Genomic DNA, 15,263 nt, shown 5'->3' with positions numbered 1-15,263 from the left:
CCGCGAACGGCCGCACGCCGGTTGACAGAAAAAGCCAAGCCGCCGGGGCAGGCACGCACCCGGCGGCGTCGACGGCAGGCACGCCGGCCCGCCATCGTTGCGCGGCGCACCGCGCTCAGTGCGCGGCCGCCGTCGCCTTGCGGAGTTTCGCGACGTCCGCCGCCTGCACGGCCGGCGCGCCGTTGTTCCAGCCGGCGCGCATGAACGTCAGCACGTCGGCGATCTGCCGGTCGTTCAACTGGTTCGAGAACGCCGGCATCGGATACGCGGACGGCACGCCGCCGATCACGAGCGTGTCGCTGCCGTTCAGCGTCACGTTGATCAGCGACGATGCATCGGCCTCGAGCACGTTCGGATTGCCGGCGAGCGGCGCGAGCAGCGGCGCGTAGCCGCGCCCGTCCACACCGTGGCAATGCAGGCAGTAAGCGTTATACACCTTCGCGCCCGGATCCGTTGCCGGTCGGCCCAGCGCGGCCTGCGTCGCCTTCGGATCGTAGCGGTACGGCGGCGCGCCCGTGCCGCCTGCCGCCGGCAGCGATTTCAGGTAGCGCGAGATCGATGCCAGATCGTCGTCGGTCAGTTCCTGCGTGCTGTGGTTGATCACGCTTACCATCGAGCCGAACGCGGTCGCGTGCTGGTTCGCGCCGGTCTTCAGGAACTGCGCGACGTCGGCCTCGTTCCAGCGGCCGAGCCCGGTGTTGTGCTCGCCGGTCAGGTTCGACGCGAACCAGTTGTCGATCGACGCGCCCGACAGGAACGCCGCGCCGCTTTCGTCGAGCGCCTTCTCCTGGAAGCCGACACCGCGTGGCGTGTGGCACGACCCGCAGTGCCCGAGCCCCTGCACGAGATACGCGCCGCGGTTCCACATTGCGTCCTTCGCCGGCTTGTCCGCGTATGGCGTCGTGTCGAGGAACACCTTGTTCCACAACGCGAGCGGCCAGCGCATGTTGAGCGGCCACGGGATGTCGGATGGCCGGTTCGCCTGCTTCACCGGTTCGACGCCGTGCATGAAGTACGCATACAGCGCCTTCACGTCGTCGTCCCTCAGCTTCGCGTACGACGGATACGGCATCGCCGGATACAGATTGTGACCGTCCTTCGCGACGCCCTTGCGCAACGCGCCGGCGAACTCGGCTTCGGTATAGCCGCCGATGCCGGTCTCCGGGTCGGGCGTGATGTTGGTCGTGTAGATCGCGCCCATCGGCGTGACCATCTTCAGGCCGCCCGCGAACGGCGTGCCGCGCGGCGCGGTGTGGCACGCGACGCAGTCGCCGGCTTTCGCGAGATACGCGCCGCGCGCGACGAGTGCGCTGTCGGCGGGCGCCGCTTGCGCGGCCTGCGCGGCCGTGCCGGCCAGCAGTGCGGACAGCGCGAGCAGCGACGCGCGGAGCGCATTCGGGTTCAGGGTGAGATGTCGCATGGTCGTCCCCTCCTCCTCAGGCCGTTTTCAGCTGGTTGCCGACCGGCAGCTTGCGCAGCCGCGTGCCGGTCGCCGCGAAGATCGCGTTCGCCAGCGCCGCCGCGGTCGCGGCCGTGCCCGGCTCGCCGATCCCGCCCGGCGCCTCGCCGCTCTTCACCAGATGGACTTCGATCGGGGGCACCTCGTTGATTCGCATCATCCGGTAGTCGGTGAAGTTGGTCTGCACGACGCGGCCGTCCTCGATCGTGATCTCGCCGTACAGCGCGCCCGTGATCCCGAAGATGATGCCGCCCTGCACCTGCGCCTCGATCGTGTTCGGATTCACGACCATCCCGCAATCGACCGCGCACACGACGCGCTTGACCTGCACTTCGCCGCCGTCCACCGCGACGTCGATGACGATCGAGAAGAAACTGCCGAACGCATGCATCACCGATACGCCGCGCCCTTGCCCCTTCGGCAGCGACGCGCCCCAACCGGCCGCCTTCGTCGCGACGTCGAGCACGTTGAGCGCGCGCGGCGTCTTGTCGAGCAGCGCGCGACGGTATTGCACCGGGTCGGTCTTGGTCTGCACGGCCAGTTCGTCGATGAAGCTTTCGACGACGAACGTGCTGCGCGTCGGCCCGACGCCGCGCCAGAACGCAGTTGGCACGTGGCGCGGCTCCTGGCGCACGTAGTCGACGAGCTGGTTCGGCAGGTCGTACGGCAGCTCGGCCGCGACCTCGACCGCGTCGGGATCGACGCCGTCCTTGACCGCGGGCGGCGCGAAGCGCGCGAGAATCGACGAGCCGACGATCCGGTGCCGCCACGCGACCGGCTTGCCGTTCGCATCGAGGCCGGCCGAGAGCGTGTCGTAGTAGCACGGCCGGTACATGTCGTGCTGGACGTCTTCCTCGCGCGTCCAGATCACCTTCACCGGGGCATTGACCTGTTTGCCGACCTTCACGGCCTGCCCGATCATGTCGGTCTCGAGCCGCCGGCCGAACCCGCCGCCGAGCAGATGGTTGTGCACGACGATCTTGTCCGGCGACAGGCCGGTCAACTGCTGTGCCGTGTCCCGTGCGCGGGTTGGCACCTGCGTGCCGACCCAGATATCGCAGCCGTCGCCGCGCACGTGCACCGTGCAGTTCACGGGCTCCATCGTCGCGTGCGCGAGCAACGGCTGTTCGTAGACGGCGTCGACGCGCGTCTTGGCGTTCGCGAACGCGTTGCCGACGTCGCCTTCCTTGCGCGCGACCGCGCCCTTGCCGTTCGCCGCCGCCTGCGCGAGATCCGCGAACAGGTCCTTCGTCGACACCTTCGCGCCCGCGCCTTCGTTCCACTTCACGACGAGCGCCGATGCGCCGCGCTTCGCGGCCCACGTGTGGTCGCCGACCACCGCGACCGCGTTGTCGACGCGCACGACCTGGCGCACGCCGGGGATCTTCTTCGCCGCCGTGTCGTCGACGCTCGCGACCGTGCCGCCGAACACCGGGCTGTTCACGATCACCGCGTACAGCATGCCGGGCAGGCGCACGTCGAGCCCGAACTGCGCGGTGCCGTCGACCTTCTCCGGCGAATCGAGGCGCTTCGCGGGCGTGCCGATCAGCTTGAAATCCGCCGGCTGCTTCAGCGCGACGTCCTTCGGCACCGGCAGTTTCGCCGCGGCGTCGGCCAACTGGCCGTACGATGCGCGCCGGCCGGTCGGCGGATGCTGCACTTCGCCGTTTGCCGCGCGGCAACTGGCCGGATCGACGTTCCATTGCTTCGCGGCCGCCGAGACCAGCAGCGTGCGCGCGGTGGCGCCCGCGCGGCGCAGCGGTTCCCACGCGTAGCGCACCGACGTCGAGCCGCCGGTGAGCTGGCCGCCGAGCAGCGGATCGAGGAACAGCTTCTCGTTCGGCGGCGCATGATCGAGCGTGACGCTCGACAGCGGCACCTCGAGCTCTTCCGCGATCAGCATCGGCAGCGCCGTATAGACACCCTGCCCCATCTCGACCTTCGGCATCACCAGCGTGATCTTGCCGGCGCGGTCGATCTGCACGAATGCGTTCGGGGCGAACACGCCCGACGGTGCGGGCTCGGCTGCGTCGCCGCCGATCACCGAGCGGCGCGCATCGTCGCCCGCCGCCGGCAGACTGAAGCCGAGCAGCAAGCCGCCGCCGGCCGCCGCGCCGAGCGACATGCCGAGTTTCAGAAACCCGCGGCGCGACACACCGGCGCCGACCCTGCCTGCTTCGAGGAGTCCTCGCGACATGTCAGGCCTCCTTCGCGGCTTGTTTGACGGCCGCGCGAATGCGGTGGTACGTGCCGCAGCGGCAGATGTTGCCGGCCATGGCCGCGTCGATGTCGGCATCGCTCGGGTTCGGGTTCGATGCGATCAGCGCGGTGGCGGCCATCACCTGCCCCGACTGGCAGTAGCCGCACTGGACGACGTCGAGCTCGCGCCACGCCTGCTGGACCTTGTGGCCGGCCGGCGTCGCGCCGACGGCTTCGATCGTCGTGATCTTGCGGCCCGCGACGGCGGCGACCGGCAGCACGCACGAACGCGCGGCCACGCCGTCGAGATGCACGGTGCACGCGCCGCATTGCGCGATCCCGCAGCCGAACTTGGTGCCGGTCAGGCCGACGACGTCGCGCAGCACCCAGAGCAAGGGCATGTCGTCGGGGGCGTCGACCGAGCGGGTTTCGCCGTTGATGTTGAGGGTGATCATTCAGCCTCCGGGGCCGTTGTATTGGGGAGCGGCGCGAACGATGCGCGCCGCGTCATGGGGGCGTCGCCGTTGCGTCGTGCGCAACGGGTGCCGCGCGGCCCGGGTGCGGGCGAGCCGCGGCGGTGGTGTTGCGTGCTTGCGTCGTTACTCGGCCACGTCGATGGCCGACAGCACCTTGATGACGGGCGGTGCGGTGAACCAGTCGGCCGACTTCGTGCGGAATTCGCCGAAATACGGGCTGGCGAGATGCGCGTCGAACGCCGCCTGGTCGTCGTAGATCTCGTACAGATGCAGGGTTGGCGCGCCGTCCTGCTCGCGGAACAGGTCGTAGCGCCGGTTGCCCGGCTCGGTGCGTGTCTTCGCGACCATGCCGCGCAGTTCGGCCTCGGCGGCCTGCGCGTGTTCGGGTTTCAGGAACAGCGAAGCAATCACGTGAAGCGCCATTTTCTACTCCTTTGAAAACGGAAACGAGCATGCCACAAGCCGGCGTCTCGCGACGCCAGCGTGCAGCGGTTGTCTGTCGCCGAACGGCGGGATCAGGCCAGTTCGTCCGGGCCGACGCGCACGACGACCTTGCCGAAATTCTTGCCGGCCAGCAAGCCGATCAGCGCTTGCGGCGCGTCGGCGAGATCGGGCACGACGTCCTCGAGCGTCTTGACCTTGCCCTGCGCGACCCACTCGCTCATGTCCTTCAGGAACGGCGCATAGCCGGTTGCATAGTGATCGAGGATGATGAAACCCTGCACGCGAATGCGCTTGCGCAGGATCGCGCCCATCAGCGCCGGCACGCGGTCACGGCCGGTCGACACGGCCTTGTCGTCGTAGGCCGCATCGTTGTAGTGCGCAATGATGCCGCAGACCGGCACCCGCGCATGGTCGTTCAGCAGCGGCCACACTGCGTCGAACACCGCGCCGCCGACGTTCTCGAAATACACGTCGATGCCGTTCGGGCACGCGTCCTTCAGCTTCGCGGCGAACGCCGGATCGCGATGGTCGACGCACGCGTCGAAGCCGAGCGTGCCGGTCACGTACGCGCACTTGTCGGCGCCCCCCGCGACGCCGACCACGCGGCAACCCTTCAGCTTCGCGATCTGGCCGACCACCGCGCCGACCGCACCGCTCGCGGCCGCGACGACCACGGTTTCGCCGGCCTTCGGTTCGCCGATCTTCAGCAGCCCGGTGTATGCGGTGAAGCCCGGCATGCCGAGCACGCCGAGCGCGTACGACGGGTGCGCGAAATCGCGGCCGAGCGGGATCAGGTCGCGTCCGTCGGACAGCGCGTAGTCCTGCCAGCCGGCGCCGGCGACGACGAGATCGCCTTCGCGAAACGCGGGCAGGTTCGACGACACCACGCGGCTGACCGTGCCGCCGACCATCGGCTGGCCCAGTTCGGCCGGCGGCGCATAGGACGGCGCGTCGCTCATCCGGCCGCGCATGTACGGGTCGAGCGACAACCAGACGGTGCGCAGCAGTACCTGACCGGGGCCGGGAACCGGCACGTCACCGGTTTCGGCGCGGAAGTTGTCCGGCGTCGGTGCGCCGACCGGGCGCGAATTCAGGACGATCTGGCGGTTTGCGATCTTGCTTTGCGGCATGTGTGCCTCCGTCAACAGGAATGAACGTGCTTCGTGGGCACGATCGGATCAGGGATGGACCAGCGGGAAGTGCGCGTCTGCGGCGGCATCGGCAAGCAGGCCGGTGCGGTCGCAGGCAGGCGGTGGGAACGATCGGGACAGCGTAACGCGGCGTGAAGCGTTCGTCATGAGTGATTGAGTAGACCAGTCGTCTAGGGTCAAGGCAAAAACAAGGCGCGCCGATGCGCGCCCGGACTACGACTGCGCACCGTCGGATGCGGCCGGCGGCAGGCTCAGCATGCGCCGCGTCTCGGCCATCGCCCTTTCGAGCGGCTGGCGGTTGCGGTGAATCTTTTCCAGCAGTGTCGCGCCCAGCCACAGCTCGTACAGGATCGCGGCCGTGTGCGACGGATCGTCGACGCCGCTCAGCGAACCGTCGGCGAGCCCGGCCTCGATGCCGCCCGCGAGCCGCTCGATGATCTGGCTGGTGCCGCGCCGCAGCACCGCGCGCATCGCTTCCGACAGATCCGACACTTCCGCGCCGAGCTTCACCGCGAGGCACTTGCCTTCCGGATCGTCCGCGCATTGCGTGTGCAGCCAGTTGCCCCAGTACGTCATCAGGCGCTCGGCGCCCGTGCCGGCCTGCTGCTTGAGCAGCTTGTCGAGATGCGCGAGATAGCCTTCGAAATACGATTCGAGCAGCGCTTCGCCGAATGCTTCTTTCGAGCCGAAGTAATGGTAGAACGAGCCCTTCGGGATGCCCGCCGCAGCGAGAATCTCGTTCAGACCGACCGCCGAGAACCCCTTGTGGAGCATGATCGGCTTCGCGATGTTCAGGATGTGCTGGCGGACTTCGGCGCCTGAAGATGCATTCATGATGGCGTATGGTAGCAACGATTAGACCGGTCGTCTAGTAACGTCGAGCCGGCATGTTGAGCGGCACTTTACCCGATCCCAGTCGTGCGCCCAATGCCCGGCCGGCGTGCTGCTCGCCCGCGCGTGCCGTCTGCGCGTGGCGCGTCATGTCGACGACTCGGTTTCGCCGTCAGCGCGGCGCTTCGTCGGCACGCTTTCTCGTGCGCGCCCGCCGCTCGCTCCGCTCGACGGCCGGGATGGTCTTGACGCCGCGCAACGGCGGCCGGCGCACCCGCGCCGCCATCTCGCGCCTCAGCGCGTCAAGTTCGGCGCTGCGCGCCGCGTCGGCCGCCAGTGCGCCGTCGAGCTGCCCCTGAAGCACGCCGCAGCGATGCAGCGCGTCACCGAGTTGTGCCTGTAGCGCGGCCGCTTCCTTCCGCTGCTGCGCGTCGCGCTGTTCCGCGCGCGATGTCGCCGCGTCGAGTTCCTTTTGCAAGCGCGCGGTCGCGAGCCGCTCGCGATCGATTTCCTGAAGCGCCCGCTTTTCCGATGCGCGCAGCCGCTCTTCGGCGCGCCCGGTGTCGTCGCGCAGCCGGTCGAGCTGGGTGGTGAAGTCCGCACGGGCCTGCGCGAGTGCACGGTCGCCCTCCGCGTTGTCCGCCTTCAGGCGTTCGATATCCGCTTGCATTGCCCGCCGCGATGCATCGTCCGCCGCTCTTGCCTGCTCCAGTTCCTGAATGCGGACCTGCGCAGCCAGCAGCGCGGCCGTGCGTTGCTCCAGCGCGGTTTCGGTGCGGGCCAGTTCGGCTTGCAGCGTCGCCACTTCTGCTTGCGCCGCTGCCCGCTCGGCCTCGACTTCCGCGCGCAGCGCGTCGAGTGCGGCGGCCGCGTCGGTGCTCGACCGGTTCCATAGCGCCGCAACCAGTTCGCCGGCCGCCGCCTGCAGATCGGCCGGCAGGTCCGGATGCTCGATGCGCACACGGCTCTTTTCCCGCAGCTCGGCCCAGAACTCCCCGAGAACGGCTGTCGGCGTGCTCATGCTGCCCTTGCGCACGAGCTGGTACAGGCGGTTGGCCGTCGGCGTGATGCCGAAACGGAAGAACAGCAGTGCGCAGGCTTCGCGGTACAGCTCGCGGGTTTTCGGGAAGTCGGCCTTGAGGCGCTCGATTTCGGCGGTCAGGCGGGGTTCATCGGCGGCGAGGTCGGACATGGCGGGCTTCGAAGGAAATTTCGTAAATAATATAACGTAAACCGTTAAATATCCAATTTTTCAGGATTTAGATTTGACATTATTTCTATAATGTTGAATCGTCGGCTTCGGGCGGCCCTCCCCGATCACAGCGTTGAATCTTCCCGCCCAGCCCGCCTTCGCGTCGAGCATCGCGCCCCGTTGCCCCGCTATCCGGCCGCCTGTCACGGACCTGCCATCGTCGACCGGTAGCGTTCGAGCTTCCCCCCGTTTTCTACAGACGAACCCGCCATGCAGCGCCCGTCGCGCGCCACGTCCCACGTTTACACAGCCACGTCCCGCGCCCTCGCCGTCAGCCTCGCGATCAACCTGCTGTTGCTCGCCGTCGAGGCGGCGGCGGCATGGTCCGCGCATTCGTCGGGGCTGCTCGCGGACGTCGCGCACGCGGCGATCGATCTCGCAGCCGATGCGCTGCTCCTCGTCGCCTGCCGGTTCGACGCGCGCCTGCCGCCGGAGCGCCGCCCGACCTACGAGCCGCTCGCGCTCGCGGGCCTCGGCGCATTGCTGGCCGTAACCGGTGCGCAGATGATCTGGCATGCGCTGACGCGGTTCGATACGCCGCCCGTCGTGCAGCCGGGCGCGACCGCGCTTGCGCTGGTTGTCGTCACGCTCGCCGGCAAGGCCGTGCTGTCGTACTGGATGCTGCGCAAGGCGCGCGAGACCGGCTCCGCGCTGCTCGAGGCGAGCGGCTGGCACGTGCGGACCGATGCGCTGTCGTCGTTGCTCGCGGCGCTCGCGATGAGCGCGGCGCTGGTCGGCTTCGGCCGTCTCGACGACCTCGCGGCGCTCGCGATCGGCGCGCTCGTGATCCGCACGGGCGCCGGGTTCGTCCGTCGCGGCTGGGCGCAGTGGCCGGCATGGGCGGATTGGGCGAATCGCTCGACGCGCGGGTCGTGAACGCCGCGGGTGTCGCCCAACGCCCGATTCGCGCCCATGCCTGTACGATCGGCCCCGCGTAACAGGCTATCGTTTGTTTTTCGTTGATACAGGCTATGATTTGTATTTGTACAATACATGCCATAAACTGTATTTTCCGATTACAAACGATCGCCTGTCATCTCGCGGAGCGCCCGATGGCCTTTCCAGTCCAGACCCTGACCCAGTTGCGCCCGATACTCGTCGGCTTCCGGAAATCCGCGGGACTCACGCAGGCGCAACTGGCCGCCCGCCTCGGCATCACCCAGCAATCCTATGCCCAGCTCGAAGCCAACCCGTCGGCGGTCAGCATCGAACGGCTTTTCAAGGTGCTGAACGCGCTCGGCGTTCGGATGATGCTCAGCCCGGACGAACGGGATGCGCCGGCGGAAGCGGCCGATTCGGCTTCCGGCGCCGAGCCGCCGGCGCGCCGCAAGCCGGTCGCGAGCAAGCGCGGCGCCACGGCCGCCCAGGCCTCGACCGGAGCCGCGGCCGACGCCGCGCGGAAGCGCCCGGCAGCGACGACTCGCGCCAGGCCACGCGTGTCGAAGCGGGAGGACTGGTGACGATGGCCGGACGTGCCCGCCACGACCGGCTCGACCTGTGGATGAACGGCATTCCCGTCGGGTACTGGGAAATCCGCCGCGGCGTCGAACGTCTCGTCTACCTGCCGGACTGGCTCGAGGATCCCCAGGGCCGGCCCCTGTCGTTGTCGCTGCCCTTCACGCCCGGCAACCAGCCGCACCAGGGCGCGATCGTGGCCGACTACTTCGACAACCTGCTGCCGGACAGCGAGCCGATCCGCCGCCGCATCGCGCAGCGTTACCGGCTCGGATCGACGGCGCCGTTCGAATTGCTCGCGTCGATCGGCCGCGACTGCGTCGGCGCGATCCAGATGCTGCCGCCGGGCGAGACGCCGGTCGATCTCGAGGCCATCGAAGGCGCGACGCTCGACGACGCAGCCGTCGCCGACGTGCTGCGCCACGCGACCGCCGCGCCGTTGCCCGGCCGCGCGGAGCCGGACGCCGACCTGCGCCTGTCGATTGCCGGCGCGCAGGAAAAGACCGCGCTGCTGCGTCGGCGCAATCGCTGGCTGCGGCCGTCGGGCAGCACGCCGACGACGCACATCTTCAAGCTGCCGCTCGGGCGTGTCGGCAACATGCAGGCCGACATGCGCACGTCCGTCGAAAACGAATGGCTGTGCTCGAAACTCGTCGCCGCGTACGGCCTGCCGGTCGCGCCGTGCGAGATCGGCCGGTTCGACGACCAGAAGGCGCTGATCGTCGAGCGCTTCGACCGGCGTCCGTCGCGCGACGGCTCGTGGATCCTGCGATTGCCGCAGGAGGACATGTGCCAGGCGACCGGCACGCCATCGGGAGCGAAATACGAATCGGACGGCGGCCCCGGCATCGAGACGATCATGGGCATCCTCGCGAACTCGGCCGAAGCGTCGCGCGACCGGATGAATTTTTTCGTCGCCCAGCTCGTGTTCTGGGTGCTGGCGGCGATCGACGGCCACGCGAAGAATTTCAGCATCGCGCACCTGCCCGGCAATGCGTATCGAAGCACGCCGCTGTACGACGTGCTGTCCGCGCATCCGATCATCGGCACGCGCCGCAACCAGATTCCGCCGCGCCGCGCACGCCTCGCGATGGCTGTCTGCGGGAAGAACCGGCACTACGTGATCGGCGAAATCCAGCCGCGCCACTGGATCGCGCAGGGCCGCCGCGTCGGCCTGACTGAAGACGACGTGCGCGTCGCGATGGCGGCCGTCGCCGCACGGACGGAGCCCGCGATTGCCGAAGCCGCTGCGCAGATCCCGGCGGATTTTCCGGCGGACGTGGCCGACGCGATCTTCGACGGCATGCGTCGGCACAGCCGCAAGCTCGCGGCGGCCGATCCGGCGTGATCGAAGGCATGCGCGGCGGCGTAACGGCCGCCGGCGCCAGGTCGTTCAGCCGGCGTCGCGAGCGCGGGCGAGTGCCGCCAGGTTGCCCTCGCCGAACCCGTGGTGCCCCTTGCGCTGCACGATCTCGAAGAAGATCTCGCCGGGACGGCGTTTGACGAAGGTCTGGAAAAACAGCCTCGGCACGCCGTCGCTGCCGATCTCGCCGTCGACCAGCACCGCGCGGCCGCGCAGCGCGTCGAGATCGACGCCGTGCCCCGGCAGCCGCGCATCGACGTCGTCGTAATAGCGTGCGGGCGGCTCGATGAACTCGACACCGTTCGCACGCAGCGCATCGACGCACGCCAGGATGTCGTCGGTGGCCAGTGCGACGTGCTGCACGCCCTCGCCCGGATGGTCGGGCAGGTACGCATGCATCAGCTCGGTGCGCCGCGTACCTTCCTCATAGACCGGAATCCGCACCGCGCCGCACGGCGACACCATCACGCGCGATTCCTCCGACACATGCCAATGCGCGTCGATCTGGTGGATCTCGCGGAAATGCAGCAAGTCATGGTAGAAATCCAGCCACTCCTGCATGCGGCCCGCGCCGACGGTTTGCGTGAAGTGGTCGACCTGCTGCAGGCCGACGCCCGCGCAATCGAGATCGGTATGCGCGGTCGCGATGTCGATCGGTCGGAAATCGATGTCGAAGATCGAGATGTCGCCGACGCCGCCGCGCTGGCCGTCCCGCCCGCGCCACCGGTCGACGAAATACAGGTGCGAATCGCCGATGCCCTGGATCGCCGGAATCTTCAGTTCGCCGACGCCGACCTTTTCGCCTTCGAACGCCCACGCACCGAGCTGGATCGCGCGCTCGAACGCGCGCCGGGCGTTCGCCACGCGCAACCCGATCGCGCACACGCCCATCCCGTATTCCTCCGCATAGCGCGCGGCGAATGACTCGGGTTCGGCGTTGATCAGGAAATGCATCTGCCCCTGCCGGTACAGCGTGACGTTCTTGCTGACGTGCCGCGCGATCGCCTTGAACCCGAACTGCTCGAAGCGCTGCGCAAGCGCGTCCGGCACGGGCGCCGCGAATTCGACGAATTCGAGGCCGGCCATCCCGAGCGGATTGGCGGCCGGATCGGCGACGGGCGGCGTATCGCTGGATAACGGGTGGGAATTGCCGGGCATTCCAGTCTCCGGGGGCATGCGGTCGATGGGGGAATGGTGCCTGTCGCGTGCGGCATGCGCGGCCGATGTGGCGGCCGCACTTCCGCCCCGGACGGGCGAGTTGTCGATGCTGCAGATTTTAACCAGATCGTTCACGGCGGCACACCCCGGCCGAACGGGATATCGACACGCCGCCTAGTGCAAACCCGAAAATCGTTCGATAATCGCACGGAATTGAACGATAATCGCGCGCATTATCCGATTGGCCAATTGCCGCCGTGCGGCGCGCGCCCTATTCTCCGTTCACCCATCGACTTCAATGCAGCATCGGACGCGGCGCCGCCACGATTCCACGATGCGCCGTGCCAGGAGACACCGCCATGACCCCTACCTTCGACACCCTCGACGCCGCCGCCGGCGCGCGTGCACGCAGCCAGGCCCGCAAGGCCGCGATCGGCAGCTTCGTCGGCGCCGTCGTCGACTGGTACGACTTCCTGCTGTATGGAATCGTCGCCGCGCTGGTATTCAATTCCGAGTTTTTCCCGAAAGTCAGCCCGACGATGGGCACGCTCGCGGCGTTCGCCACCTTCGGCGTCGGCTTCCTGTTCCGGCCGCTCGGCGGCATCGTGTTCGGCCACTACGGCGACCGGCTCGGCCGCAAGCGGATGCTCGTGCTGACCGTGATGCTGATGGGGCTGTCGACGGTCGCGATCGGCCTGCTGCCGACGTTCGCGACGATCGGCTGGTGGGCGCCCGTGCTGCTGGTGCTGATGCGCGCGATCCAGGGTTTCGCGGTCGGCGGCGAATGGGGCGGCGCGGCGCTGATGGCCGTCGAGAGCGCGCCGAAGCAGAAGAAGGCGTTCTACAGCAGCGGCGTGCAGGTCGGCTACGGCGTCGGGCTCGTGCTGGCCACCGGCATCGTCTCGATCCTGAGCCATACGCTCGGCGAGGCCGCGTTCAAGTCGTGGGGCTGGCGCCTGCCGTTCGTGTTCAGCATCGTGCTGGTGCTGATCGGGCTCTGGGTGCGCAAGAACATGGACGAATCGCAGGAGTTCGTCGACAAGGTCGAGCACGGCAACCGCAAGCTGCGCCTGCCGGTGCTGGAAGCGCTGACGCGCCACCCGAAGGCGTTCCTGCTGATCGTCGCGCTGCGGCTCGCCGAACTGTTCACGATGTACATCGTCACCGCGTTCGCGCTCAGCTATTCGACGACGAACCTCGGCATGTCGCGCGACCTGTTCCTGAACATCGGCCTGCTGGTCGGCGCGGTGAGCTGCGTGACGATCCCCTGCTTCGCGTGGCTGGCCGATCGCTACGGCCTGCGCCGCATCTACCTGATCGGCGCGCTGATCGGCCTTGCGTCCGCGGTGCCGTTCTTCGTCGCGCTGGAGTCGCGCTCGATCGCGTGGATCGTGATCTTCTCGATCCTGCTGGCGAACGCCGCGCACGACATGGTCGTAAGCGTCCAGCAGCCGCTGTTCACCGAGCTGTTCGGCGCCGAATATCGCTACAGCGGCGCCGGCGTCGGCTATCAGTTCGCGAGCGTCGTCGGCGGCGGGTTCACGCCGTTCATCGCGGTCGGGCTCGTCAGCGTGGCCGGCGGTTCGTGGCACCTCGTGGCCGGCTATCTGGCGGCCGGCTGCCTGATCTCGCTGGTGGTCGCCGCGCGGATGCGGGCGGCGCAATGATCGCCTGACCGGATGGCCGACCCGATTCACGGTCGGCCACGCGGCCGGTCATGCGACCATGCCGGCCGACATTCGACCTGCTGCAATTCGACCTGCTACATCGCGGGCGCGACGTCAAACACTGTCAGTTACGCGCGCCGATTCCCCTTTTCCCCCTCCGAACATTCCACGCCGCGTGCCGACCAATGGCATCATATGGGCCTACGTCAGTCACCGATACGCCCCCATATCATGTCGAATCTCATCGTCCACGGCGGCACTCCGCTGCGCGGGGACATCAAGCCGTCCGCGAACAAGAACGCCGTCCTGCCGATTCTGTGCGCCACCCTGTTGACCGATCAGCCGCTGCGTCTCGTCGGCGTGCCGGACATCACCGACGTGCGCAAGATTCTCGATATCTTCCGCACGCTCGGCAGCGACGTGTCGGTCGATTTCACGACGGGTCTGCTCGAGCTTCACCATCGCAACACGACGTTCGATCCGGCCGTCCATCGGCTGCCCGAGGCGATGCGTTCGTCGATCATGCTGATTCCGCCGCTGCTCGCGCGCTTCGGTGTCGCGCGCCTCGAGAACGACGTGAAAGGCTGCACGCTCGGCGTGCGCGAGATCGATCCGCACGTCGAGGTGTTCGAACGTTTCGGCGCGCACATCGAACGCACGCCCGATTCGCTGATCGTTCGTACCGACGGCCCGCTGACGGCCAACGATCACTGGCTCGACTACGCGTCAGTGACGACCACCGAGAACTTCGCGCTGTGCGCGACGGCCGCGAACGGCACGTCGACGCTGATGAACGCGGCCTCCGAGCCGCACGTGCAGGAGTTCAGCCAGTTCCTCGCGATGATCGGCGTCGCGATCGAGGGCATCGGCACGTCGCGGCTTTGCGTGACGGGCGGCGGCAAGCTCGGCGGCGGCGAGTTCCGCTTCGCCGAGGACTTCCATGAAATCGCGACGTTCCTCGCGCTCGGCGCGATCACCGGCGGCGACATCACGGTGCGCAATTCGTCGCCCGAGCATTTCCCGCTGATCGACCGCACGTTCGCGAAATTCGGCGTCACCGTCACGCACCGCGATGGCTGGTCGCGCGCGGAGCGCGACGGCCCGCTGCGCGTGCGCCGGCCGTTCACGCAGAACATCCTGACCAAGGTCGAGGCCGCGCCGTGGCCGTACCTGCCGGTCGACCTGCTGCCGATCTTCATCGCGCTCGGCGTGCGTGCGGAAGGCAGCGCGATGTTCTGGAACAAGGTCTACGACGGCGCGCTCGGCTGGTCCGGCGAACTGTCGAAGTTCGGCGCGCACGTGCTGCTGTCCGATCCGCACCGGCTGATCACGTTCGGCGGGCTGCCACTGACGCCGGCGCGCGTCGAGAGCCCGTACATCATTCGCGTCGCGATCGCGCTGCTGATGGTGGCCGCGAGCATCGAAGGCCGTTCGGAAATCATGAACGCGCTGCCGATTCGCCGCGCGCATCCGCATTTCGTCGAAAACCTGCGTTCGGTGGGCGCGAACGTCGAGTGGACGAGTAGCGAGTAAAGTCATGACGGATGCGGCGCGCGTAACGGTCGCGTCGCATCCGGTTCTCGCGCTTTTCATGCCGTATCGGTCGCTTCCATGCGCGGCCGCGCAGCGGTCTGCCATCGGCCGCCATCTATTCACGTCAGCACACTGCGTGCTGCTTCACGCTTCTTCCCGCAGTCTGCGCCAGACTGGCGATGCATCGTCGGAACGTCTACTTCCGCGACCCGTCGGCTTTTTCCCGCTCGCGGAAAACCAGATTCAGACCTGTCCAATTGCCGAAACGTGAGCCC

The 15,263-nt window shown here is 68.1% G+C and carries 13 protein-coding genes; 5 read left to right on the top strand and 8 right to left on the bottom strand.

Annotation, left to right across the window (positions count from 1 at the left end; translation table 11 throughout):
- Positions 1-115: 115 nt before the first annotated feature.
- From JYG37_RS29635 to JYG37_RS29605, 7 genes are all read right to left on the bottom strand, one after another.
- Positions 116-1,420, bottom strand: coding sequence for a c-type cytochrome (locus JYG37_RS29635; protein WP_050011074.1), 1,305 nt, complete (start codon positions 1,418-1,420; stop codon positions 116-118).
- Positions 1,421-1,436: 16 nt separating this feature from the next.
- Positions 1,437-3,656: a xanthine dehydrogenase family protein molybdopterin-binding subunit gene (locus tag JYG37_RS29630; RefSeq protein WP_089489378.1), complete on the bottom strand. Its 2,220-nt coding sequence runs from the start codon at positions 3,654-3,656 to the stop codon at positions 1,437-1,439.
- 1 nt (position 3,657) lies between these two features.
- Positions 3,658-4,113, bottom strand: a complete 456-nt coding sequence (locus tag JYG37_RS29625) for a (2Fe-2S)-binding protein (RefSeq protein ID WP_006479019.1) — start codon at positions 4,111-4,113, stop codon at positions 3,658-3,660.
- 144 nt (positions 4,114-4,257) lie between these two features.
- Entirely contained in the window at positions 4,258-4,557 is a 300-nt protein-coding gene (locus JYG37_RS29620; protein ID WP_050011072.1) for a putative quinol monooxygenase, read from the bottom strand.
- A gap of 92 nt (positions 4,558-4,649) precedes the next feature.
- The gene (gene curA, locus JYG37_RS29615) at positions 4,650-5,708 is read right to left on the bottom strand and encodes an NADPH-dependent curcumin/dihydrocurcumin reductase (protein WP_050011071.1); all 1,059 of its coding nucleotides are present in this window, start codon (positions 5,706-5,708) and stop codon (positions 4,650-4,652) included.
- A 234-nt stretch (positions 5,709-5,942) separates the two neighbouring features.
- Positions 5,943-6,563: a TetR/AcrR family transcriptional regulator gene (locus JYG37_RS29610; protein ID WP_050011070.1), complete on the bottom strand. Its 621-nt coding sequence runs from the start codon at positions 6,561-6,563 to the stop codon at positions 5,943-5,945.
- A gap of 169 nt (positions 6,564-6,732) precedes the next feature.
- Positions 6,733-7,752, bottom strand: coding sequence for a DNA-binding protein (locus JYG37_RS29605; protein ID WP_050011069.1), 1,020 nt, complete (start codon positions 7,750-7,752; stop codon positions 6,733-6,735).
- A gap of 270 nt (positions 7,753-8,022) precedes the next feature.
- Here JYG37_RS29605 and JYG37_RS29600 point away from each other — a divergent pair, with 270 nt between their 5' ends.
- The 3 genes from JYG37_RS29600 (at position 8,023) to JYG37_RS29590 (ending at position 10,615) form a co-directional block, all read left to right on the top strand.
- A complete protein-coding gene (locus tag JYG37_RS29600; protein WP_050011068.1) occupies positions 8,023-8,688 on the top strand; it encodes a cation diffusion facilitator family transporter in 666 nt (221 codons plus the stop codon).
- Between the two features lie 176 nt (positions 8,689-8,864).
- Entirely contained in the window at positions 8,865-9,272 is a 408-nt protein-coding gene (locus JYG37_RS29595) for a helix-turn-helix domain-containing protein (RefSeq protein WP_050011067.1), read from the top strand.
- A 2-nt stretch (positions 9,273-9,274) separates the two neighbouring features.
- Positions 9,275-10,615, top strand: coding sequence for a type II toxin-antitoxin system HipA family toxin (locus tag JYG37_RS29590; protein ID WP_050011066.1), 1,341 nt, complete (start codon positions 9,275-9,277; stop codon positions 10,613-10,615).
- 45 nt (positions 10,616-10,660) lie between these two features.
- Here JYG37_RS29590 and JYG37_RS29585 read toward each other — a convergent pair whose 3' ends face one another.
- Positions 10,661-11,788, bottom strand: coding sequence for a 4-hydroxyphenylpyruvate dioxygenase family protein (locus JYG37_RS29585; RefSeq protein ID WP_050011065.1), 1,128 nt, complete (start codon positions 11,786-11,788; stop codon positions 10,661-10,663).
- 359 nt (positions 11,789-12,147) lie between these two features.
- On the opposite strand from JYG37_RS29585, the gene shiA reads away from it, so the two are divergent.
- Both shiA and JYG37_RS29575 read left to right on the top strand, forming a co-directional pair.
- On the top strand, positions 12,148-13,455 hold the full coding sequence (gene shiA / locus JYG37_RS29580; protein ID WP_089489376.1) for a shikimate transporter: 1,308 nt from the start codon (positions 12,148-12,150) through the stop codon (positions 13,453-13,455).
- Between the two features lie 231 nt (positions 13,456-13,686).
- Positions 13,687-14,988 carry a UDP-N-acetylglucosamine 1-carboxyvinyltransferase gene (locus JYG37_RS29575; RefSeq protein ID WP_050011063.1) on the top strand — a complete coding sequence of 434 codons (1,302 nt, stop codon included), beginning with the start codon at positions 13,687-13,689 and terminating at the stop codon, positions 14,986-14,988.
- Positions 14,989-15,263: the final 275 nt, after the last annotated feature.

The sequence above is a fragment of the Burkholderia sp. LAS2 genome (genome assembly GCF_018417615.1).
Lineage (GTDB): Bacteria > Pseudomonadota > Gammaproteobacteria > Burkholderiales > Burkholderiaceae > Burkholderia > Burkholderia sola.
This window is presented reverse-complemented; position numbering and strand designations above follow the sequence as displayed.